Below are 20753 nucleotides of genomic sequence, written 5' to 3' on the forward strand. Positions count from 1 at the left end.
TGTCTTTCGAGTATGGACCAGAAGCGGGAGCTGTCGAGCATCGACCTCGCCGCGCTCGTCACCGAGCTCAATCGGTACGAGGGCGCGAAGGTCGACAAGGCGTACCTCTACGACGACGACCTGCTCCGGCTGAAGCTCCGCGACTTCGACCGCGGCCGCGTCGAGCTCATGATCGAGGTGGGCGACGTGAAGCGCGCGCACGCCGCGGACCCGGACCACGTCGCGGACGCGCCGGGTCGCCCGCCGAACTTCGCGAAGATGCTGCGCAACCGGATGTCGGGCGCCGACTTCGCGGGCGTCGAGCAGTACGAGTTCGACCGCATCCTCACCTTCGAGTTCGAGCGCGAGGACCAGAACACCACGCTCGTCGCCGAGCTGTTCGGTCAGGGGAACGTCGCCGCGCTCGACGAGACGGGCGAGGTGGTGGGGTCGCTCTCGACCGTCCGGCTCAAGTCTCGAACCGTCGCGCCCGGCTCGCAGTACGAGTACCCGGCCTCCCGGCTGAACCCGCTCGACGTGAGCTACGGCGGGTTCGAGCGCCACATGCGCGAGTCGGACAGCGACGTGGTGCGCACGCTCGCGACCCAGCTGAACCTCGGCGGCCTGTACGCCGAGGAGGTGTGTACCCGGGCCGGCGTCGAGAAGGAGACGCCGATCGAGGCGGTGACCGACGACCAGCTCGGCGCGCTCCACGACGCGCTCGCACGGATCGACGAGCGGCTCCGCTCGGGCGACGTCGACCCCCGCGTGTACGAGGAGTCGGTCGACGGCGAGGGAGGCGAGGCGGGAGACGACGGGTCGGATCTCCGCGTCGTCGACGTGACGCCCTTCCCGCTCGCGGAACACGAGGGCCTGCCGAGCGTCGGGTTCGACTCCTTCAACGCCGCCGTCGACGAGTATTTCTATCGGCTCGGGAACGAGGCTAGCGAGGAGGGCGAGGCGCCCGCCGACGCGGGCGCGTCCCGCCCGGACTTCGAGGAGGAGATCGCCAAACAGGAACGGATCATCGAACAGCAGGAGGGCGCGATCGAGGGGTTCGAGGAGCAGGCGCAGGCGGAACGAGAGCGCGCGGAGCTGCTGTACGCCCACTACGACCTCGTCGACGAGGTGCTCTCGACCGTCCGAGAGGCACGCGAGAACGAGGTGCCGTGGGCGGAGATCGCAGAGACGCTCGACGCCGGCGCGGAGCGGGGCATTCCGGCTGCTGAGGCCGTCGTCGACGTCGACGGCGGCGAGGGGACGGTGACCGTCGAGCTCGACGAGGCGGACGCCGAGGCGGACGACGCCGACGGCGGCACGACCCGCGTCGAACTCGACGCGAGCGAGGGCGTGGAGGTCAACGCCGACCGCCTCTACCGGGAGGCGAAGCGCGTCGAGGAGAAGAAGGAGGGCGCGATGGCGGCCATCGAATCGACCCGCGAGGAGCTGGAAGCGGTCAGGGAACGGAAGCGGGAGTGGGCGGAGCAGCAGGCCGACGACGAGAGCGGCGGCGACGGCGGCGAGGGCGCGGACGGGGAGGGCGACGACGAGGCGTACGAGACCGACTGGCTCTCGCGCTCCTCGATCCCGATCCGGAGCCCGGACGACTGGTTCGAGCGGTTCCGCTGGTTCCGCACGTCCACGGGCTACCTCGTCATTGGCGGGCGCAACGCCGACCAGAACGAGGAGCTGGTGAAGAAGTACATGAGCAAACACGACCGGTTCTTCCACACGCAGGCGCACGGGGGGCCGGTGACGATCCTCAAGGCGTCCGGCCCGTCGGAGTCGGCCGACCCCGTCGACTTCTCCGAGGAGACGCTGCGCGAGGCCGCGCAGTTCGCCGTCTCCTACTCGTCGGACTGGAAGGACGGCCGCGGCGCGGGCGACGCGTACATGGTCGAGCCGGACCAGGTGTCGAAGACCCCCGAGAGCGGCGAGTACATCGAGAAGGGGAGCTTCGTGATCCGCGGCGACCGCACCTACTTCGAGGACGTGCCCTGCCGGATCGCCGTCGGCGTCCAGTGCGAGCCGGTCACCCGGGCAATCGGCGGGCCGCCCTCGGCCGTCGTCGACCGCGCGGCCGCGCACGTCACCTTCGAGCCGGGGATGTACGCGCAGAACGACGCCGCGATGATGGCCTACCGGAACCTCAAAGAGCGGTTCACCGACCAGTCGTTCGTCCGCAAGGTCGCCAGCGCGGACCAGCTCCAGGAGTTCCTCCCGCCCGGCGGGTCGGACATCGTGGATTGAACGGGCCGAACTGACTGACGGCAAAGCCGATCGCCCGAGCGCGACGTTTTCAAGCCTCCGCGACCGAGGGGGCGTCATGGCCTTCGAATCGCTGCCGGAGGGGTGGCGGCTGTGGAACGAGGAGCCCAGCGGGCGGGCGATCCTCGTCTACCGCCCCGACGTCTTCGGGAGCGGCGACCTCCCCGACGAGTGTCTCCCGACCATCTACCTGACGAACGGCGCCCGGAACGCCCGGCCCGGATCGGGCCAGTACGCGACCGAGGAGTGGCACGTCGTCCTGTTCTTAGAGCCCGAGATCGAGGCGGTCGCGGAGACCTACGGGAGCCGTGAGGACGGTGCCGCCGGCGCGGTCGACGTCGCGGAGCGGTTCGTCGCGGGCGAGGTGGATTACCGGGGTGCGTACCAGGTGCCCCGAGAGGACTACTTCGCGCGCCTCGACGAGTTCGTCGGCGGCGAGGAGACGCCCTGACCGCCGTCTCCCGGACCGCGTGACCGCGCCGCGACTATCCCTTGATTATACACGTTCGCGCATAGTTCGAAGCGAAAAGCGGGGGGATACGCCACGAACACGAGGATTTTTATCGCCGCCCGCCCGACCCTCGCGTACATGAACGCCGGTGGGGACTACGGCGGCGACGAACCGCGGGAGAAGTGCGGCGTCGTCGGCGTCTCGCTCGCGGACCGGGAGGCCGCGCGACCGCTGTACTACGCGCTGTACGCGCTCCAACACCGCGGCCAGGAGTCGGCCGGGATCGTCACGCACGACGGGTTCCAACAGCACAGCCACGTCGAGCGCGGCCTCGTCGGCGACGCGTTCGAGGAGGGGGATCTCGCGTCGCTGTCGGGCGGCACCGGTATCGGCCACGTGCGCTACCCGACCGCCGGCAGCCTCGACAAGAGCTGCGCGCAGCCGTTCTCCGTCTCCTTCAAATCCGGCTCGCTCGGCCTGTCGCACAACGGCAACCTCGTGAACGCCGACGAGGTGCGCGAGGAGCTGGCGGCGGCGGGCCACGCGTTCACCTCCGACGGCGACACCGAGGTGATCGCCCACGACCTCGCGCGTAACCTCCTCGAAGAGGACCTCGTGCGGGCGGTCAAGCACACGATGAACCGCATCCACGGCTCCTACTCGCTGGCGATCACCCACGACGACACCGTGCTGGGCGTCCGCGACCCGCTCGGTAACCGCCCGCTGTGTCTCGGGAAAATCGACGGCGGCTACGTGCTCGCCAGCGAGTCGGCCGCCATCGACACGCTCGACGGCGAACTGATCCGCGACGTCCGCCCCGGCGAGCTCGTCGTCTTAGACCCCGACGGAACCGGCTACGACACGTATCAGCTGGTCGAGCGCGACGCGACCGCCCACTGCTTCTTCGAACACGTCTACTTCGCGCGCCCCGACTCCGTCATCGACGAGAGCCTCGTGTACGAGGTGCGCCGGAAGCTCGGCCGGAAGCTCTGGGAGGAGTCCGGCGTCGAGTCCGACGTGGTGATGCCGGTGCCCGACTCCGGGCGCGCGTTCGCCTCCGGCTACGCCGACGCCGCGGGCGAGACCACGGCCGACGGCGAGCCGCGGGCGGCAGACGACGGCGGCGTGGAGTTCGCCGAGGGGCTGATGAAGAACCGGTACGTGGGCCGGACGTTCATCATGCCCACGCAGGACGAGCGGGAGCGCGCGGTCCGGCTGAAGCTGAACCCGATCCGCTCGACGGTGGAGGGGAAGTCGGTCACGATCATCGACGACTCCATCGTCCGCGGGACGACCTCGACCCAGCTCGTCGAGCTGGTGCGCGAGGCGGGTGCCGAGGAGGTCCACCTCCGGATCGGCGCGCCGCCGATCCTCGCGCCCTGCTACTTCGGCATCGACATGGCGACGCGCGACGAGCTGATCGCCGCCGACGCCTCGACCGAGGAGATCCGTCAGGAGGTCGGCGCCGACTCGCTGTCGTACCTCTCGATCGACGCGGTCGCGGAGGCGCTCGGCGAGAGCCGCGCGGACTTGTGCCTCGGCTGCGTCACCGGCGAGTACCCCTTCGACGTGGAGGGAGAGGCGACCGACCGCGACGTCGACGCGCCGGTCTCAGGGGCGACGCCGGCGGACGATTAACTCCCGAACGCCGGCGGACGATTCGGAGCCCCCTCGGACGCGACCCCGCACACGTTCGGCGCCGCTCCGACCGCTCGGGACGTATCGGGGGCTTAAATACGCTCACGGTCAGACGTGGGGACATGACACGGAACGCCGACGCCGCCGAGGACGCCGCCGCGTCGATGAGCCGCCGCGGGTTCTTCCGCGCCGGGGCCGCCGGGGCGGCGGTCACCGCGGGAGTCGCCGCCGGCAGCGGGACCGCGGCCGCCCAGTACGGTGGCTGGCTCGACGGCGTCAGCAACTACGACGGCACCCACGACTACCGCGGGCAGGACGAGGTCACCGTTCAGGTCGGCGCGGGCGAGAACGGACTCCGGTTCGGTCCCGCCGCCATCCTCATCGACCCGGGCGCGACCGTGGTCTGGGAGTGGACCGGCCAGGGCGGCGGTCACAACGTCGTCGCGCAAGACGGCACCTTCGACAGCGGGTCGGCGGTCTCCGAGCAGGGGACGACCTTCGAATACACGTTCGACAACGCCGCGGACGGCGACACGTTCAACTACTACTGCGGCCCGCACCGGGCGATCGGGATGAAGGGCGCCGTCGCGGTCGGCTCCGTCGACGACGAGCTCGTCGACCCGCAAGCGGGGGGTAGCGGCGGGTCAGGCGGGTCGGGCGGATCCGGCGGCGAACCGGCCGGATACGGGGACTGGTTCGCGAACGTCGGCAACTACGAGGGGACGCGCGACCTCCGCGGGCAGAGCGAGGTCACCGTCTCGGTCGGCGCGGGCGAGAACGGCCTGCGGTTCGATCCGCCCGCGATTCTGGTCGACCCCGGAACGACGGTGATCTGGGAGTGGACCGGACAGGGCGGCGGCCACAACGTCGTCGAGGAGAACGGTACCTTCGACAGCGGGGAGCCGGTCTCGGAGGCGGGAGCGACCTTCGAGTACACGTTTGCGGACGCCGGCGAGGGCGACGTGTTCCGCTACGTCTGCGAGCCCCACCGGGCGGTCGGGATGAAGGGGGCCGTCGCGGTCGGCGCCGTCGCCGACGACCTCATCGGCGGCGACGGCGGTGACGGCGGCTCTGGCGGCGGGGGCGGCGGGAGCGGCCTCTCCGCGAGCGACATCGGCACGCTGGCGCTCGGCTTCGGCTTCGCCGGCGCGCTCCTCGTCCCGCTGTTCTACGCTGCACACAAGAAGGCCGAGCGGAACCGGACCGCGTAGCAGACCGAACCGAACCGTTCTCGTCGTTCAGTACAGGTGATACAGCATCAGGTACACGCCGATCCCCATCGTAAAGGAGATCAGCCAGAGGACGGCGCCGACCAGTCCGACCTGCGAGTGGCGGGTGTGGTAGATCTCCTCGTACGGCCGGGTCGCGGCGAGGAAGAGCGCGTGGAAGACGAACGGGACGCAGACGATGGCGAGCAGGATGTGGATCGCCAGGAAGGGGAGGTAGACGTACGAGTAGACGAGCTCCGGCCCGGGGAACTCGGTCGTCCCGACGTGGACCAGCCGGTAGAGGTACGCGCCGAGGAACGCGGCGAACAGCGCGAACGAGGTCACCATAAAGTTCCGGTGGCGCTCGATGTTCCCCCGGGAGATGGCACGCCAGCCGAGCAGGATCGTCGCGATGGCGGTGAGGGAGACGGCGGCGTTGAAGTGCGGGATCGCGGCGAGGACGGCGTCGCTCGCGCGCGGGAGGAGCGAACTCGGGATCGCGCCCCCGACCGCGCCGAAGACGAGCGCGAGCGCGACGACGGAGGCGACGGCGGTCAGGACGGAGACGTTCTCGCGGGCCCAGTCGGACATACTCGTGGGGTGGAACGCGACCCCCAAACGCGTGCCGGTTGCGGTCGAGGCGTGCCGGTTGTAGTCGGCGCGTTCCGCTCGCGGTCGCCGCGCCGTCGCTCGCTCGACCGCCGTCTGCGAAACCCCGCCACGGTCCCGCCGAATGGAAGGGCTTTTAATTAGGGGAGAGGTACGTGGAGACGCGACAGAACACCGCGAGCGTGGGTAGCCAAGCCAGGCCAACGGCGCAGCGTTGAGGGCGCTGTCCTGTAGAGGTCCGCCGGTTCAAATCCGGTCCCACGCATCGCACGGGGTACACCCCCACGATGTACGGTGTTGTCTACACGACAGCACCCACGCACAATTCCTTTCGACCGCTACGCGACGAGCGACAGCTACGATCGGAATGCCGTGGTCCTGAACACCGCCAAAGCTCCAGCCGTTCGCTTATAAATTGTTGCTCGCAGATCGGCGGCGAACACCGCCAAAGCTCCAGTCAGTCGTTTATAAACTCCTGCCCGCGGATCGGTGGCGAACACCGCCAAAGCCCCAGCCGGGAGGGCGGCGCACACTCGTTGCGCTCCTCGCTCGCGCTGCTCGCTGTGGTGCTTACGTCGTCTGCGCCGCCCTCCCGGCTGCCCCTTTGCGTCCCACCCCGCACCGCACAGCACCGCGGCCTCACGCCTCCCCAGCCTCGTCGGTGGCCCTCCGCTTCGCTCCGGACCACCGACTCCCTCGCGCGTGCTACTCGCGGCCTGTCGGCCGCTCGCAGGCACGCGCCACCGCACCTGTGGTTTATAAATAGTATCGACGGTCCGGATCCTATGTCGTTCGCGCGAACTGCCACCCTTTTAGTCGCGCGCCGTCGGAGTGTGGAGTAATGAGTACGGACGCGACCCCCGAGTACGACTACGAGGAGCTGGGGCTCGTCGCCGGGCTGGAGATCCACCAGCAGCTCGACACCGAGACCAAGCTGTTCTGCGACTCCCCGACTGTCGAGCGCGACCCCGAGGAGTCCGACCGGTCGATCACCCGGCGGCTCCACCCGACGAAGAGCGAGTTGGGCGAGCTCGACGACGCCGCGATGGAGGAGAGCCGCGTCGACCGCGAGTTCACCTACCTCGCGTACGATACCACCTGCCTCGTCGAGGAGGACGACGAGCCGCCGCGGCGCGTCGACGGCGAGGCGCTCTCCGTGGCGCTCCAGATCGCCGACCTGCTCGACCTCTCGGTCGTCGACCAGGCGCACGTCATGCGGAAGCTCGTCATCGACGGCTCGAACACCTCCGGCTTCCAGCGCTCGATCCTCCTCGGGCAGGACGGCGAGATCGAGACGGAGTCGGGGTCGGTGTCCGTCGTCGACCTCATGCTCGAAGAGGAGTCCGCGAAGCGCGTCGAGGAGACCGACGACGGCGTCGTCTACTCGCTCGACCGCCTCGGCGTCCCCCTCGTCGAAATCGGGACGGGCCCGGACATCCGGAGCCCCGAGGGCGCGCGCCAGGCCGCCGAGCGCATCGGGATGCTGCTCCGCTCGACGGGGGCGGTGAAGCGCGGCCTCGGCACGATCCGCCAGGACGTGAACGTCTCCATCGAGGAGGGCGCCCGCGTCGAGGTGAAGGGCGTCCAGGACCTCCAGGGGATCGAGGACATCGTCCGCGGCGAGGTCGGGCGGCAGGCCGAACTCTTGGGGATCCGCGACGAGCTCCGTGAGCGCGACGCGAGCGTCGGCGACGTCGCCGACGTGACCGATGTCTTCGCCGACACCGAGTCCGGGGTCATCCGCGGCGCGCTCGACACCGGCGGGAAGGTGACCGCGGCCCCGCTGTTCGGCTTCGACGGGCTCGTCGGCCGCGAGATTCAGCCGGACCGCCGGCTCGGGACCGAGCTCTCGGACCACGTGAAGCGCCACGGCGCGGGCGGCATCTTCCACACCGACGAGCTGCCGGCGTACGGCGTCACCGAGGCGGAGGTCGACGCGCTCCGCGACGCGGTCGGCGCGGGCGAGGGCGACGCGGTCGCCATCGTCGCGGCCGACCCCGAGACCGCCGACCTCGCGATCGAGGCGGCCGCCGAGCGCGCCGAGACCGCCATCGAGGGCGTCCCCGAGGAGACCCGCGGCGCGAACGACGACGGGACCACGCGCTACCTTCGGCCGCTGCCGGGCGCCGCGCGGATGTACCCCGAGACGGACGTGCCGCCGGTCGAGCCCGACCCCTCGGACGTGGAGACGCCGGAACTGCTCGACGAGAAGGCGGCGCGGTACGCCGACGAGTTCGGCCTCGACGCGGGCCTCGCCGAGCAGGTCGCGTTCGGCCAGCGGTTCCCGCTGTTCGAGGCGGCGGTCGAGCGCGGCGTCGACCCCACCTTCGCGGCGTCGACGCTGGCGTCGACGACGACCGAGATACGGCGCGACGGCGCGCCCGTGGAGGCGCTCAGCGACGACCACTTCCTGGCCCTGTTCGACCTCGTCGAGGACGGCGACCTCGCGAAGGAGGGGGTCCCCGAGGTGCTGACGACGCTCGCGGAGGACCCCGAGCTGTCCGCCGCGGAGGCCGTCGAGGAGGCGGGCCTCTCGGGCGTGAGCGAGGACGAGGTCCGCGAGGCGGTCGCGGAGGTCGTTGAGCGCAACGCCGACCAGATCGAGGCCGAGGGGATGGGCGCGTTCTCCGGGCTGATGGGCGAGGCGATGGGCGCGCTCCGCGGGAAGGCCGACGGCGAGGTCGTCTCCGACGTGTTGCGCGAGGAGATAGGCAAGCGCTCGTAGCGTGCGCTGGGTCGGTTAGGCCCGCTCTTTACGTGTCGGGAGGACCTGCTTCGCCACGAGGGAATCCAGATGGCAGACTCGCCCCCGGCCGACCCGCCGGACGACCCGTCCTCGCCGGACCGGACGCCCGACCCGTCCGTCGCGAAGGCGCGCGGCGACCGCGTCTCCGCCGCGACGAACCGCTTTATCCACGGCGTCGAACTGGCCGCGGCGGCGCTTTTCGCCCTCCTCTTCGGCATCGGCGTCGTCGATCTCGCGATCCAGATCGCCGAGTCCGTCCCCACCGGCGAGATCACCGACCCGAACACGGTTGTCGGCTTCATCGAGACCGGCCTGCTGCTGCTCATCATCGTCGAGGTGTACGAGACGGTCGTCGCTTACATCGAACAGAGCGACACTCGACGGATCGTCAGGCTGGTGATATACACCGGCGTCATCGCGATGGTCCGGAAGGTGATCATCTTCCGCACCTCCGAGTACGCCTCGACCGAGGGGGCGCTGTTCGCAGCGGTGTCGTACACCGTCATCATCCTCGGACTGGTGGCGCTCTTATACGTCGAGCGCTCCGTCGGGTCCTCGTTGGTTCCGGACCCGGAGTGAGCTCGGCCGTCAGCCCGTCAGCGCCTCGGTCGGCGTGTCGAGGTCGGACAGGCCTTCTCGATGACTCCCCCCTCGCGGGGGTCGTTCGGCTCCAACGGTCGGCGCGTTTCGAACCCCCTGAGCCGAGTCGTGTGCCCTCGTTCACCCCTCGATGTCCTGACTCAGCCCCGCACGGAGGTCGCGACCGAAGTAGTGCCCGAGCAGCGCGAGTACCAATCCGACGCCCCCGCCGACCGCGAGGAGCGGGAGCCCCCACTGCGAGAGGTAGTCGATGCCGATCGGGAGGAACCCGACGCCGAGGACGCTCGTCACCGCGCTCGCCGCGCCCGCCGCGGCCCCGGCGATCCCCGTCTCGACGTACCGGCGCGTCGACAGGGCGAGGCCGAGCAGGAACGCGGCGAGGAACACGCCCCCCGCGGTGCCTATCGTCCCGCCGATGAGCGGGACCAGGCCGCCGGTGAACACCCCGATCGCGACCGCGACGAGCGCGAGCGCGAAGGCCTTCCCCGAGAACCAGCGCCCGGAGACGCCGATCCGGCCGGAGCCACCGGTACTCCCGGTGCCCCGCGCGGTCTCGCTGCCCGTGTCTGTCGCCGCGGCGCCGCCGGAATCGGCGCCGGACTCCCCCTCGCCGCCCGCGAGGTCGTCGTCGAGGAGGTCGTCGAGGTCGTCCATCGGGTCGTCGGACGACTCGCGCTCCTTGGAGGGTTGCATACCGGACGGTTCGGGCCCGCGGACTTGGCTTTTGTGCCGCGGCGGGCGCCCGTGTCGCCTCGCGCCGCAGTAGACGCCAGTGCCGCCCGTCGCCGCGCGGTCGCGTGTGACGCGCTACCGTTCGCCGTTTCACCGGAAACGAGGTGTGGGGGCCCTCGGCTCGCCGCGCTCAACCCCCTTCGTCCGAGTCCTCTCTCTCGGCCCGCGTGTCGGCTCGCCGCCCGCCCCACACGCGCTTGTCGACGAGCCCGACCGTCATCGGTCGGTCGACCGAAATCTGACAGGAGAGCCGTGGGTAACCGAACCGGTCGGCGAGGCGGTCGTGCCAGTGATCGGCCGGCGGTCCCTCGCGAACGCGGACGCCGCAGGTGGCGCAGAGCCCCCGTCCGCCGCAGTTGAGGCGGCGCGTCGCGGGCGCGTACGGCGACAGGCCGGCGTCGAGGAGGACCCGGCGGAGGGTGCGACCGCGCTCGGCGTCGATCTCGACGCGGTCGTCGCCGTCGACGACGGTGAGCCGGACCGTCTCGGCCCCGTCGGTCGGCCGGTCGTCGCCGCCACCGCCGCCGTCGCGGTCGGTCATCACGGCCCCTTCGCGCGCCGGACACAAAGCGTCCGGGGCCCGACTGAGCCTCCGGGGCCCGACTGAGCCTCCGGGGCCCGACTGAGCCTCCGAGACCCGGAACGGCTTTCGGCGCGGGCGTCGGAACGGGCGGTATGGACACGCGGCGCGCGCTGTTGGACGCCCTCGCGGCCGACGACGGTCCGGTCTCCGGCCCCGCCCTCGCCGACTCGCTCGGCGTCTCACGGGCGGCCGTCTGGAAGGCGGTCGAGGGGCTCCGCGAGGAGGGGTTCGCGATCGGGTCGACGCCGGACGGGTACGTGCCCCCCGACGATCCTGGCTACTCCGGGCCGGGCATCGCGTTCGGACTCGACGCCCCCTACTCGGTGGAGTACCGCGATCGGATCGCGTCGACGAACGAGCGGGCCCGCGAACTCGCGGGAGCGGGGGCCGCCGACGTCGCCGTGGTCGCCGACGAGCAGACCGGCGGGCGGGGGCGCCTCGACCGCGAGTGGGTGGCGCCGAGCGGCGGCGTCTGGCTGTCGGTCCTGACCCGCCCCGACGTGCCGACCGCGCGGGCGCCGCTGTTCACCCTCGCGGCCGCGGTCGCGACGACCGACGCCGCCCGCGAGGCCGGCGTCGACGCGCACATCAAGTGGCCGAACGACGTGCTCGTCGGCGGCGAGGAGGACGCTGAGGGTGACGTTGGCGAGGGACACGACGGCGCCGACCCGGAGGCGACCGGGCGCGGTGGTCGAAAGCTGGCGGGGATCCTCACGGAGATGGAGGGGGAGGCCGACCGCGTCGGCTGGCTCGTCGTCGGCGTCGGGGTCAACGCGAACATCGTTCCGGAGACGCTGCCCGCGGGCGCGGCGTCGCTGTCGGCGGAGCGCGGGGAACCGATCGACCGGCGGCGGTTCGCCGCGACGCTGCTCGAACGCTACGCGGCGCTGACGGCGTCGCCCGCGGCGCTCGACGGGGTCCTCCCGGCGTGGCGCGAGCGGGCGAGCACGCTCGGGCGGCGCGTCCGCGTCGAGGCCGCGGACGGGGTCGTGGAGGGAACCGCGGTCGACGTCGCGGGGCCGGGCGCGCTCGTGGTCGACACCGACGAGGGGCGGCGGCGCGTCCACGCGGGCGACTGCGAACACCTCCGCGACGCGGAGTGACTCGGGACGGCGGAGGCGCCGGCCGCTGCGTCCGCCTACCCGGTTTCCGTCGCGTCGGAGACCGAGCCGTCCGCGTCGGTCCCGGCGGCGCCCGTCTCGCCCGCGCTCGTCCCGCTCGCGGTCGCGGACTCCTCGTCGCCCGCGGAGCCGCTCGTGTTCGCCGATTCGGTCGCGCTCTCCGATTCGGCGGCGCTCGGCGGCTCCTCCCCGTCGCCGATCCGGACGGTCAACACCGGGACCGACGAACCGCGGACGACCTTCTCCGCGACGCTGCCGAGGAGCAGCCTGTCGATCCCACCTCTCCCGTGGGTCCCCATCACGACGAGGTCGCAGTCCGCCTCCTCGGCCTGCGTGATGATCTCGCGGCTCGGCGACCCCTCGACGACGGCGGTCTCGACGTCGACGTCGCGGTCCGCGGCCAGTTCCCGCACCGTTTCGAGGGCGGCCTCTCCGTCGTCGTACAGCAGGTCGCCGACGCCTTCCCACGTCGTTTCCATCGGCATTCCGGCGTACCGCGCGGTGTCGACCACGTAGATGGCGCGGACCGACGCCCCGTGGACCGCGGCGAGGTCGAGCGCGTGGCACACCGCCAGCTCCCCCTCCGAGGAGCCGTCGGTCGGAACCAGGATTCGGTCGTATAGGGGCATGTTCACATGTGACGTGTCACCGACAGCGGATAACTCTTTACAGTTTTTGCTGGTTCCTCGCCGGTATCCGTCGAAGCGGTACCAGGGCGCGCGTTTATGCCTCGTCCCGCCGAGGGGACTGTATGTCCGACGAGATCAACCTCTCCCGGCTCGAACCGACGCTCGAGGATCACGCGTACCCCGCCGACCGGGAGGCGCTCGCCGAGTCGTTCGCCGGCACGACGGTGCTGTTCGCCGACGGCGACGCCGACCTCGGTGACCTGCTCGCGGACGTCGACCAGGACACCTTCGAGAGCGCCGCCGACGCGCACGCCGCGCTCCAGAACGTCCTCCCGATCGAGGCGCTCGGCGAACCGGGACAGTCCGACGGCGACGCGTAACGGCGCTCGACCGGTCCTCGAATCTCGCCCCTCGTCACCGCTCCCCACGCCACGGCGCGTCTCGCATCGCTTTTTACCGCGGATCGCGCACTGGTGGTAATGAGCTACCGGATCGGACTCGTCGGCAAGCCCTCGGTGGGGAAGTCGACGTTCTTCAACGCCGCGACCATGAACGACGTGCCGGAGGGCGCGTACCCGTTCACCACCATCGACCCGACCGTCGGCGAGGCGTACGTCCGCGTCGACTGCGCAGCGCCCGAGTTCGACGAGACGTGTACGCCGAGCGTCGGCGTCTGCCGCGAGGGGACGCGGTTCGTCCCCGTGAAGCTCGTCGACGTCGCCGGGCTGGTCCCGGGCGCCCACGAGGGCCGCGGGCTCGGCAACCAGTTCCTCACCGACCTCAACGAGACCGACGTGCTGATCCACGTCGTCGACTTCTCGGGGAAGACCGACATCGAGGGCGAGGCGACCGAGGGCCACGACCCCCGCGAGGACATCGACTTCTTGGAGGCGGAGCTCGACGCCTGGTACCTCGACGTGTTGGAGAAGGGCGTAGAGAAGTTCGAGACGCGCTACCACGGCGCGGACGCCGCCATCGAGGCCGAGCTCGCCGACCAGATGTCCGCGTTCGGCATCGACAAGGACCGGATGAAGCGCGTCATCCTCGCCGAGGGGCTCGAACTCGATCCGGAGACGTGGGACGACGCCGACAAGGCCGACCTCGCCCGCGAGATCCGCAAGCGGACGAAGCCGATGGTCGTCGCCGCCAACAAGATGGACACGCCGGAGGCGCAGGCGAACTGGGAGGAGATAACGACGGACCCCGACTACGACCACCTATCCTTCGTCCCCTCCAGCGCCCACGCGGAGAAGGCCCTCAAAAACGCGGACGAGGCCGGCGTCGTCGACTACACCCCCGGCGAGAGCGGCTTCGACGTCGTCGGCGACGTCTCCGGCGAGCAGGAAGCGGGCCTCGATCAGATCGCGGAGTTCGTCGGTGAGTACGACGGGACCGGCGTTCAGGGCGCGCTCGAAGCGGCCGTCTTCGACGTGCTGGGCTGTATCGCGGTCTTCCCCGGCTCCGCGAACGGGAGCAAAGACGAGAAGGGGGTCTTCCGCGACTGCTTCATCCTCCCGGCGGGGTCGACCACGGAGGACTTCGCGTACCACATCCACTCCGACATCGGCGAGGGGCTCCTCCACGGTACCGACTGCCGGAGCGGCAGGCAGGTCGGGACCGACCGCGAGCTCTCCCACCGCGACGTGATCGAGCTGGTCTCGACGAAGCAGGCGGCGCCCTGAGTGGCGGCCCGTCCGCTCGCTCTCGCTCCCCGGCCCTCGTAGCCGAGTCCCCGGAGACCCCGATCAGCTATTACCCGCCGGGGTCCAACCCGTCCCTATGGAACGGACCGTCACGGTCGAACCCGAGGCCGGCCTCCACGCCCGACCCGCCTCGAAGCTGGTACAGACGGCGAACCGATTCGACGCCGACGTGTCGATCGGGCGCGACGACGACGGCGACGACGGCCTCGTCCGCGCCGACAGCATGCTCTCCGTCAGCGGGCTGAACGTCGAGCACGGCGAGTCGGTCCGCGTGGTCGCCGAGGGCCCCGACGCCGAGGCGGCCCTGGACGCGGTCTGCGATCTGCTCACGAGCCCGGTCGAGGACGCGGCGGAGGAGGATGACGAGACCGACGGCGAGGACGAAACCGACGGCGGCGACGAGGCGGAGGGCGCGCCGTGAGGACGTTCGACGGCGTCGGCAGCACGCCGCGCTCGGGGGTCGGGACGGCGCGCTGGTACCGCCCCGACGCCGACCTGACGCTCCCCGACCGACCCGACCCCGAGTCGGTCGACGTCCACGCCGAACTGGACCGATACGAGGCGGCCCGGGACGCCGTGCGGGAGGCCCTGCGTGACGCCCGCGACCGGACGGCCGAGCGCGTGGGCGAGGAGGAGGCGGCGGTGTTCGAGGCCCACGAGGGGTTCCTCGACGACCCGACGATCGTCGAGGACGTCGAGGCCGCCGTCCGCGAGGGGACGCCCGCGGCGCACGCCGTCGCGGACCGGTTCGACGAGGCCGTCTCGCAGTTCGAGGGGATGGAGGGCCGGATGGCCGAGCGCGCCGACGACCTGCGCGACGTCCGCGACCGGTTGCTCCGCGCGCTCCTCAACCGCGAATCCGGCGGGTCGACCGCCGCCGACCTCGCCGCGCTCCCCGAGGGGACGGTCCTGCTGGCGGAGCGGCTCACGCCGAGCGACACCGCCGCGCTCGACCCCGACGCGGTCGCCGGGATCGCGACGGTCGAGGGGGGCCGCACCTCTCACGCCGCGATCATCGCGCGGTCGCTGGCGATCCCCGCGGTCGTCGGCGTCGGCGAGGCGCTCGAATCGGTCGCGGACGGGGAAACGGTCCTCGTCGACGGTGAGGCCGGCGAGGTCGTCGTCGACCCGGACGAGGCGCGCCGCGACACGGTGCGGGAGGCGGGTCCGGACGCGATCCGCGAGCGCGTCGAGACGGCCGACGGCCGGCCGGTCGAGGTCGCCGCCAACGTCGGCGGCGAGGCCGAGCTGGGGCCGGCGACCGAGCGCGGCGCGGACGGGATCGGGCTGTTCCGGAGCGAGTTCCTCTTCGTCGACCGCGAGGCGCCGCCGAGCGAGGCGGAGCAGTACGAGGCCGTGAGGGCCTCGCTGTCGGCGTTCCCCGACGACCGCGTCGTCGTGCGGACGCTCGACGTCGGCGGCGACAAGCCGATTCCCTACCTGGAGCTCCCCGACGAGCCGAACCCGTTCCTCGGGCGGCGGGGGATCCGGCTGTCGCTCGACGAGCACGACGACCTCTTCGAGACGCAGCTCCGGGCGCTGCTGCGCGCCGCGGCGACCGACGCCGGCGACGGGCTCGCGGTGATGTTCCCGCTGGTCACCCGCGTCGAGGAGGTCGAGCGCGCGGTCGCGACCGTCGAGTCGGTCGCCGACGACCTTGCGAGCGAGGGCGTCGACCACGCGGTCCCCGAGCTGGGCGCGATGGTCGAGACGCCGGCGGCGGCGTTCCTCGCGGACGCGCTCGCCGAGCGGCTCGACTTCCTGAGCGTCGGGACGAACGACCTCGCGGGGTACGTGATGGCGGCCGACCGCGGCAACGACGCGGTGGCAGAGTACCACGATCCGCTCCACCCGGCGGTGTTGCGCGCGCTCGACCGGACGACCGCGGCCGTCGAGGGGACCGACGCGTGGGCCGGGATGTGCGGCGAGATGGCCGGTGACCCGGCGCTGACGGAGCTGCTCGTCGGGCTGGGCTTCGACGAGCTCAGCATGAGCGCGGTGACGGTCCCGGACGTGAAACGGCGGATCCGCGGGGTCGATGCCGACGCCGCGGCGTCGCTCGCGGCCGACGCGGTCGCCTGCGAGACGCGGAGCGAGGTGCTGGACGTGCTTGGCCTCGACGACCGCGCGGCGTAGACCGCATCGGAGCGAGAGCGGGGCGGCGACGAGCCGGTCCGTCTTACAGCTTCTCCATATCGCGCGCCGCCTCGGCCTGCTCGCGAACGGACTCCATCGTGGCCGACGGGTCGGTGGCCGCGACCGCCGCGTTGACCGCGCCCTCGAGGACGGGCGCGTCCGCGATGACCGCCTCCGCCTCGCTCAGCTCGACGGCGACGTCCGCGTTCATCACCGCGCTGCCGAGGTCGACGAGGACGACGACGCCGTCCGCGTCGGCGGCGTCACTCCCCTCCCCGGCCGCGGCGTCGATGGCGTCCTCGATGGCGTCGGGGACGGTGCCGATCCCGCTCTTCCCGTCGCCGCCGACCGGCTCGATGCGGGTGTCGCCGGCCATCTCGGCGGCGACCTCCGCGATCCCCTCCGCGGCGCGCTCGCTGTGCGAGACGACGACGATCCCGACCATCAGTCGTCCTCCGAGGCCGCCGCGGAGCCGTCCTCTGCCGCCTCGTCGGGGTCCTCGTCCGGGATCGTCGGCGACGAGGCGTCCGTCTCCGGGACCTCGACGCCGAGCCGGTCCGCGGCGACGTCGAGGACCTCTTCGAGGATGAACAGGGTGCTCGTCGCGCCGGGGTCCTGGTGGCCGACCGAGCGCCAGCCGAGGTAGGAGGCGCGGCCCTTCCGGGCGCGGATCGGGACGGTGAACGCGACGCCGCGCTCCGCGGCGTCGACCGCCTTCGCGAGCGCCTCGATCGGCTCCAGGTCGTCGACCTCGATCGACTTCTTGAACGCGTGGACCGCGGGCGTCAGCGCGTCCACCATCGTCTGGTCGCCGACGCGCGCGTCGCCCCGGTCCTCGACCTTCTCCAGGTACGTCTCCGCGAACGCGACCGCGGTCTCGGGGGTGACACCCTCCTCGAGCTCGCCCGCCGCGAACACGAGCGACCCGCCGAACAGCGGGCCGGAGGCGCCGCCGACCTCGGCCATCAGCGTCTTGCCGACCGTCTTCGCGACGGTCTCGGCGTCCGGGTCGTCGAGGTCGCGCGCGGCGTCGGCCGCCGCGGCCCAGCCGCGCGCCATGTTCCCGCCGTGGTCGGCGTCGCCGATCGCGGAGTCGAGCTGGGTCAGGTGGTCCCGCTCGTTCTCGATGCGCTCGGCGATCGCCTCGACGGCCGCGACGACCGCCGCGCCGTCGTCGCTCATTTGACGGTCAGCGCCGGCGTGTCGGCCGGCGCGTCGAACAGCTCCTTCAGCTCGTCGTCGACCGCGCACACCGTGATCGACGCCCCGGCCATGTCCAGCGATGTCATGTAGTCGCCGACCCAGGCGTCGTACGTCTCCAGGCCGCGCTCGCCGAGCAGCTCCTGAAGCCGGCGGTTGAGGACGAACAGCTCCATCTGTGGCGTGGCGCCCATCCCGTTGACGACCGTGAGCACCTCCTGTCCCTCGTCGAGGTCGAGGTCGTCGAGGACCGCCTCGGTGAGGTGTTCGGTCACCTCGTCCGCGGGCATCGCTTCGGTGCGCTCGGTGCCCGGCTCGCCGTGGATCCCGATGCCGAGCTCGATCTCGTCGTCGCCGAGGTCGAAGGTTGGCTCGCCCTTCTCCGGGGTGACGCAGGAGGTGAGCGCGGTGCCCATCGTGCCGACGTTGTCGACCACCTTCTCGGCGACGCGCTTGACCTCCGAGAGGTCGGCGCCCTGTGCGGCCTTCGCGCCCGCGGCCTTGTGGACGAGGATGGTCCCGCAGACGCCGCGGCGGCCGGAGGTGTACAGCGAGTCCTCGACGGCCACGTCGTCGTTCACCACGACGCTCTCGACCTCGACGCCCTCCATCTCCGCGAGCTCGATGGCGGTCTCGAAGTTCATCACGTCGCCCTCGTAGTTCTTGATTATCGCGAGGACGCCGTCGCCCGCGTCGCAGGCGCCGATCAGTTCCTCGAACTCGTCGGCGGTCGGCGAGGAGAACACGTCGCCCGCGGCCGCCCCGTCGAGCATGCCGTCGCCGATGTACCCTGCGTGCGTCGGCTCGTGGCCGCTGCCGCCCCCGGTCACCAGCGCCACCTTGTCGTCGACCGGACCGTCGTCGCGCACGAGCACCTGCGTGTCCGGCAGCCGCCGCAGGCGGTCGGGATGCGCCGCGGTCATCCCGTCGAGCATCTCGTCGACGACGTCGTCCGGATCGTTGATCAGCTTCTTCATGATCGTTGGTAACATCTCGTCCGGACCGGTTAAACGTAGTGGCACCCCCCCGGAGTCGTCGCCGCTTTCTCCCGAGGGTCGTCACGCCTGACATCGGGGTCAGCACACAGCCACGTTGAGCGGGAGGGTATGGAACAGACGGACAACGTCGAACGAACGCGGACCGACGCTGCCGGCGAGTCGCAAACGGACGACCTCTGGGGTTCGCCGGCTTTGACATCCTCGCCGCGCTAAAGCGCGGGGCTTTCGCCTCGAATTTTCCGTATCACCGGCCGTGGATTTTCACGGAGCATTTTCGGCTGAATACTAATTACGGATATAGAGCAGTCATGAGCCGGACGTTGCTCACTTACTAAATATTAAACGAAACGCCACTGAGCGTGGTCGTGTGAAACGCGACTATTCCAGGCGGGCAGTACTCGGTACTACAGGTGGCCTGTCGTTGACTGCTCTGGTCGGAACTCGAGCGTTTCAACGGGGCCCGCCGGAGAGAGACGAGGACTCTCACAATGACGTCGAGGGAGTCAGTCTCCGGCGTGTAGGGCGCTATGAGACGGGCGAGTTTGACGGGGGCGCAGAGATCGTCGCCTACGACGCATCACGGTCCCGGCTGTTTGTTGTGAACTCTGGCGCCGGGCAGATCGAAGTGCTCGATGTCACGGACCCCGCTGCGCCGGAGCAGGCCGCCGTTCTTGACGCCGCTGCGGATGTCGATAACGGCGGCGGGGCAAACAGCGTCGACGTAGTGGGCGATCTCGTCGCGGTGGCAGTCGAAAACGAGAACCCACAAGCAGCCGGATTCGTCGCCCTCTACGACCCGAGCGAACTCGAGCTGCTGGCCGTGGCAGATGTCGGAGCGTTGCCCGACAAGGTGACCATCACGCCTGACGGTCAGTACGTTCTTTCGGCGAACGAAGGCGAGCCCGCCTTCGACGAGTCTCCGGGGAGTCGGACCGACCCCCGAGGCTCGATCAGCATTATCGACGTCACGCGGAGAGATGCTCCGCGGGTTGAAACCCTCGATTTCACCCCGTTTGACGACGACATCGATGCGCTCCGTGCGGAGGGCGTCCGCGTGTACGGGGCAAGCGCAGCGGTCGAGGACCCTCGCCCTTCGACAGACTTCGAACCGGAATTTGTCACGGTAACGCCCGACTCCGGAACGGCGTACGTGAGTCTCCAAGAGAACAACGCCGTTGCGAGAGTCGATATTCAACGCGCCGAGATTGCGGAGATATCCGGGCTCGGATTCAAGGACTTCTCGCTTCCGGGCAATGAGCTCGACACGAGCGACGCCGACGCCGGTGACGAAGACGTGATCAGTTTCCAGAACTGGCCGGTCAAAGGCATGTACCAGCCCGATGGGATTCGGGCGTACGAAGTCGCCGGGCGCCAGTATCTCATCACCGCGAATGAAGGTGATTCGCGCGATTACGAGGTGTCAACCGTGAGCGATCTGTCGTTGGCGGACGACGCTTTCGCGCCCCGGCTCTCAGAGAACCCGTTTGTCGATAGCGTTGAAGCGCTCAAACGCCCCGAAAACTTGGGCAATCTCGAGGTAACGAACCAGCTTGGCGACCACGATAACGACGGCCAGTTCGAAGAGTTGTATCTGTTCGGAACCCGCTCATTCGCCATCTGGGAGGCCACTGACAACGGCTTACAATTAGTGTTCGAAAGCGGCAACGAGTTACCAAAGCGGTACGCCGAGCAGTTCCCGGCCGGGTTCCAAGGGGCCACTTCGGGCGGTCCACAGACAGAAGGCATCGAAATCGGACAGGTCGGCGACCGGACGTTCGCGTTCGTCGGTATCGAGCGCGGATCTGGGATATTCGTCTACGACGTGACCACGCCCGCGAACCCGCGCTACATCCAAACAGTAGTCAACCGCGACTTCTCGATCGGATTCGGTGATCTCGCTGAAAACCCTGAGAGTCCGGGCCGCGGTGGAGATTTCAGCCCGGAAGGCTTGGAGTTCATTTCCGCCGACGGTAGTCCGACGAACAACCCACTGTTCGCTGCCGGATACGAAGTTAGTGGGACCGTCGCCCTGTTCGAGGTAACCCCGTTACCGGAGGACGCGGCTGCGGCGGAAAATGGACCCGGCGTGGGACGCGGACGGGGCAACGACGCTGACGACAGCGAAGACGAAGACTAGCCACTTTTTTTCACA

Annotated in this window: 19 protein-coding genes and 1 tRNA gene; 13 read left to right on the forward strand and 7 right to left on the reverse strand. The window is 70.4% G+C overall.

Annotated elements, in window-relative coordinates; all coding sequences use genetic code 11:
- Nucleotides 1-12 precede the first annotated feature (12 nt).
- The 4 genes from rqcH to EXE45_RS00235 all read left to right on the forward strand — a co-directional run bounded on the left by rqcH (nt 13) and on the right by EXE45_RS00235 (nt 5547).
- Complete coding sequence (gene rqcH, locus EXE45_RS00220) at nt 13-2229, forward strand: ribosome rescue protein RqcH (RefSeq protein WP_137693207.1); 2217 nt, start codon at nt 13-15, stop codon at nt 2227-2229.
- A 76-nt stretch (nt 2230-2305) separates the two neighbouring features.
- Nucleotides 2306-2698, forward strand: coding sequence for a DUF5820 family protein (locus EXE45_RS00225; protein ID WP_092923074.1), 393 nt, complete (start codon nt 2306-2308; stop codon nt 2696-2698).
- Nucleotides 2699-2836: 138 nt separating this feature from the next.
- Complete coding sequence (gene purF / locus EXE45_RS00230) at nt 2837-4336, forward strand: amidophosphoribosyltransferase (RefSeq protein ID WP_092923071.1); 1500 nt, start codon at nt 2837-2839, stop codon at nt 4334-4336.
- 122 nt (nt 4337-4458) lie between these two features.
- Nucleotides 4459-5547: a halocyanin domain-containing protein gene (locus EXE45_RS00235; protein WP_092923068.1), complete on the forward strand. Its 1089-nt coding sequence runs from the start codon at nt 4459-4461 to the stop codon at nt 5545-5547.
- A 27-nt stretch (nt 5548-5574) separates the two neighbouring features.
- On the opposite strand, the gene EXE45_RS00240 is transcribed toward EXE45_RS00235, so the two are convergent.
- Entirely contained in the window at nt 5575-6135 is a 561-nt protein-coding gene (locus EXE45_RS00240) for a DUF420 domain-containing protein (RefSeq protein WP_092923065.1), read from the reverse strand.
- Nucleotides 6136-6333: 198 nt separating this feature from the next.
- Here EXE45_RS00240 and EXE45_RS00245 point away from each other — a divergent pair.
- The 3 genes from EXE45_RS00245 (at nt 6334) to EXE45_RS00255 (ending at nt 9478) form a co-directional block, all read left to right on the forward strand.
- Nucleotides 6334-6418 (forward strand) — tRNA-Leu (locus EXE45_RS00245).
- A 576-nt stretch (nt 6419-6994) separates the two neighbouring features.
- Nucleotides 6995-8878: a Glu-tRNA(Gln) amidotransferase subunit GatE gene (gene gatE, locus EXE45_RS00250; protein WP_137693208.1), complete on the forward strand. Its 1884-nt coding sequence runs from the start codon at nt 6995-6997 to the stop codon at nt 8876-8878.
- Between the two features lie 69 nt (nt 8879-8947).
- Nucleotides 8948-9478: a phosphate-starvation-inducible PsiE family protein gene (locus EXE45_RS00255; RefSeq protein WP_137693209.1), complete on the forward strand. Its 531-nt coding sequence runs from the start codon at nt 8948-8950 to the stop codon at nt 9476-9478.
- Between the two features lie 141 nt (nt 9479-9619).
- On the opposite strand, the gene EXE45_RS00260 is transcribed toward EXE45_RS00255, so the two are convergent.
- Both EXE45_RS00260 and EXE45_RS00265 read right to left on the reverse strand, forming a co-directional pair.
- Nucleotides 9620-10192: a hypothetical protein gene (locus tag EXE45_RS00260; RefSeq protein ID WP_137693210.1), complete on the reverse strand. Its 573-nt coding sequence runs from the start codon at nt 10190-10192 to the stop codon at nt 9620-9622.
- Between the two features lie 169 nt (nt 10193-10361).
- Nucleotides 10362-10772, reverse strand: a complete 411-nt coding sequence (locus EXE45_RS00265) for a 2Fe-2S iron-sulfur cluster-binding protein (protein WP_092923053.1) — start codon at nt 10770-10772, stop codon at nt 10362-10364.
- A 134-nt stretch (nt 10773-10906) separates the two neighbouring features.
- Between EXE45_RS00265 and EXE45_RS00270 the strand changes: the two genes are divergently transcribed.
- Entirely contained in the window at nt 10907-11917 is a 1011-nt protein-coding gene (locus EXE45_RS00270; protein WP_092923049.1) for a biotin--[acetyl-CoA-carboxylase] ligase, read from the forward strand.
- Between the two features lie 35 nt (nt 11918-11952).
- On the opposite strand, the gene EXE45_RS00275 is transcribed toward EXE45_RS00270, so the two are convergent.
- Nucleotides 11953-12564, reverse strand: a complete 612-nt coding sequence (locus EXE45_RS00275) for a universal stress protein (RefSeq protein WP_092923046.1) — start codon at nt 12562-12564, stop codon at nt 11953-11955.
- Nucleotides 12565-12686: 122 nt separating this feature from the next.
- Between EXE45_RS00275 and EXE45_RS00280 the strand changes: the two genes are divergently transcribed.
- The 4 genes from EXE45_RS00280 to ptsP all read left to right on the forward strand — a co-directional run bounded on the left by EXE45_RS00280 (nt 12687) and on the right by ptsP (nt 16403).
- On the forward strand, nt 12687-12944 hold the full coding sequence (locus tag EXE45_RS00280) for a hypothetical protein (RefSeq protein WP_092923043.1): 258 nt from the start codon (nt 12687-12689) through the stop codon (nt 12942-12944).
- A gap of 99 nt (nt 12945-13043) precedes the next feature.
- Nucleotides 13044-14246: a redox-regulated ATPase YchF gene (locus EXE45_RS00285; protein WP_137693211.1), complete on the forward strand. Its 1203-nt coding sequence runs from the start codon at nt 13044-13046 to the stop codon at nt 14244-14246.
- 97 nt (nt 14247-14343) lie between these two features.
- A complete protein-coding gene (locus EXE45_RS00290) occupies nt 14344-14688 on the forward strand; it encodes an HPr family phosphocarrier protein (protein WP_137693212.1) in 345 nt (114 codons plus the stop codon).
- On the forward strand, nt 14685-16403 hold the full coding sequence (gene ptsP / locus EXE45_RS00295) for a phosphoenolpyruvate--protein phosphotransferase (RefSeq protein WP_137693213.1): 1719 nt from the start codon (nt 14685-14687) through the stop codon (nt 16401-16403). Before EXE45_RS00290 ends, ptsP begins: the two co-directional genes overlap by 4 nt.
- 43 nt (nt 16404-16446) lie before the next feature.
- Here the strand turns inward: ptsP and EXE45_RS00300 are convergent, their stop codons facing one another.
- The 3 genes from EXE45_RS00300 to dhaK are packed head-to-tail and all read right to left on the reverse strand — an operon-like array spanning nt 16447 to nt 18580.
- Nucleotides 16447-16848: a PTS-dependent dihydroxyacetone kinase phosphotransferase subunit DhaM gene (locus EXE45_RS00300; protein ID WP_137693214.1), complete on the reverse strand. Its 402-nt coding sequence runs from the start codon at nt 16846-16848 to the stop codon at nt 16447-16449.
- Nucleotides 16848-17585 carry a dihydroxyacetone kinase subunit DhaL gene (dhaL, locus tag EXE45_RS00305; protein WP_137693215.1) on the reverse strand — a complete coding sequence of 246 codons (738 nt, stop codon included), beginning with the start codon at nt 17583-17585 and terminating at the stop codon, nt 16848-16850. The genes EXE45_RS00300 and dhaL overlap by 1 nt, the downstream gene beginning before the upstream one ends.
- On the reverse strand, nt 17582-18580 hold the full coding sequence (gene dhaK, locus EXE45_RS00310; RefSeq protein ID WP_092923026.1) for a dihydroxyacetone kinase subunit DhaK: 999 nt from the start codon (nt 18578-18580) through the stop codon (nt 17582-17584). Before dhaK ends, dhaL begins: the two co-directional genes overlap by 4 nt.
- Nucleotides 18581-18968: 388 nt before the next feature.
- Here dhaK and EXE45_RS00315 point away from each other — a divergent pair, with 388 nt between their 5' ends.
- On the forward strand, nt 18969-20738 hold the full coding sequence (locus tag EXE45_RS00315) for a choice-of-anchor I family protein (RefSeq protein ID WP_199233578.1): 1770 nt from the start codon (nt 18969-18971) through the stop codon (nt 20736-20738).
- Nucleotides 20739-20753: the final 15 nt, after the last annotated feature.

The organism is Halorubrum sp. SP9, from assembly GCF_005435015.1.
GTDB classification, from domain to species: Archaea; Halobacteriota; Halobacteria; order Halobacteriales; family Haloferacaceae; genus Halorubrum; species Halorubrum sodomense.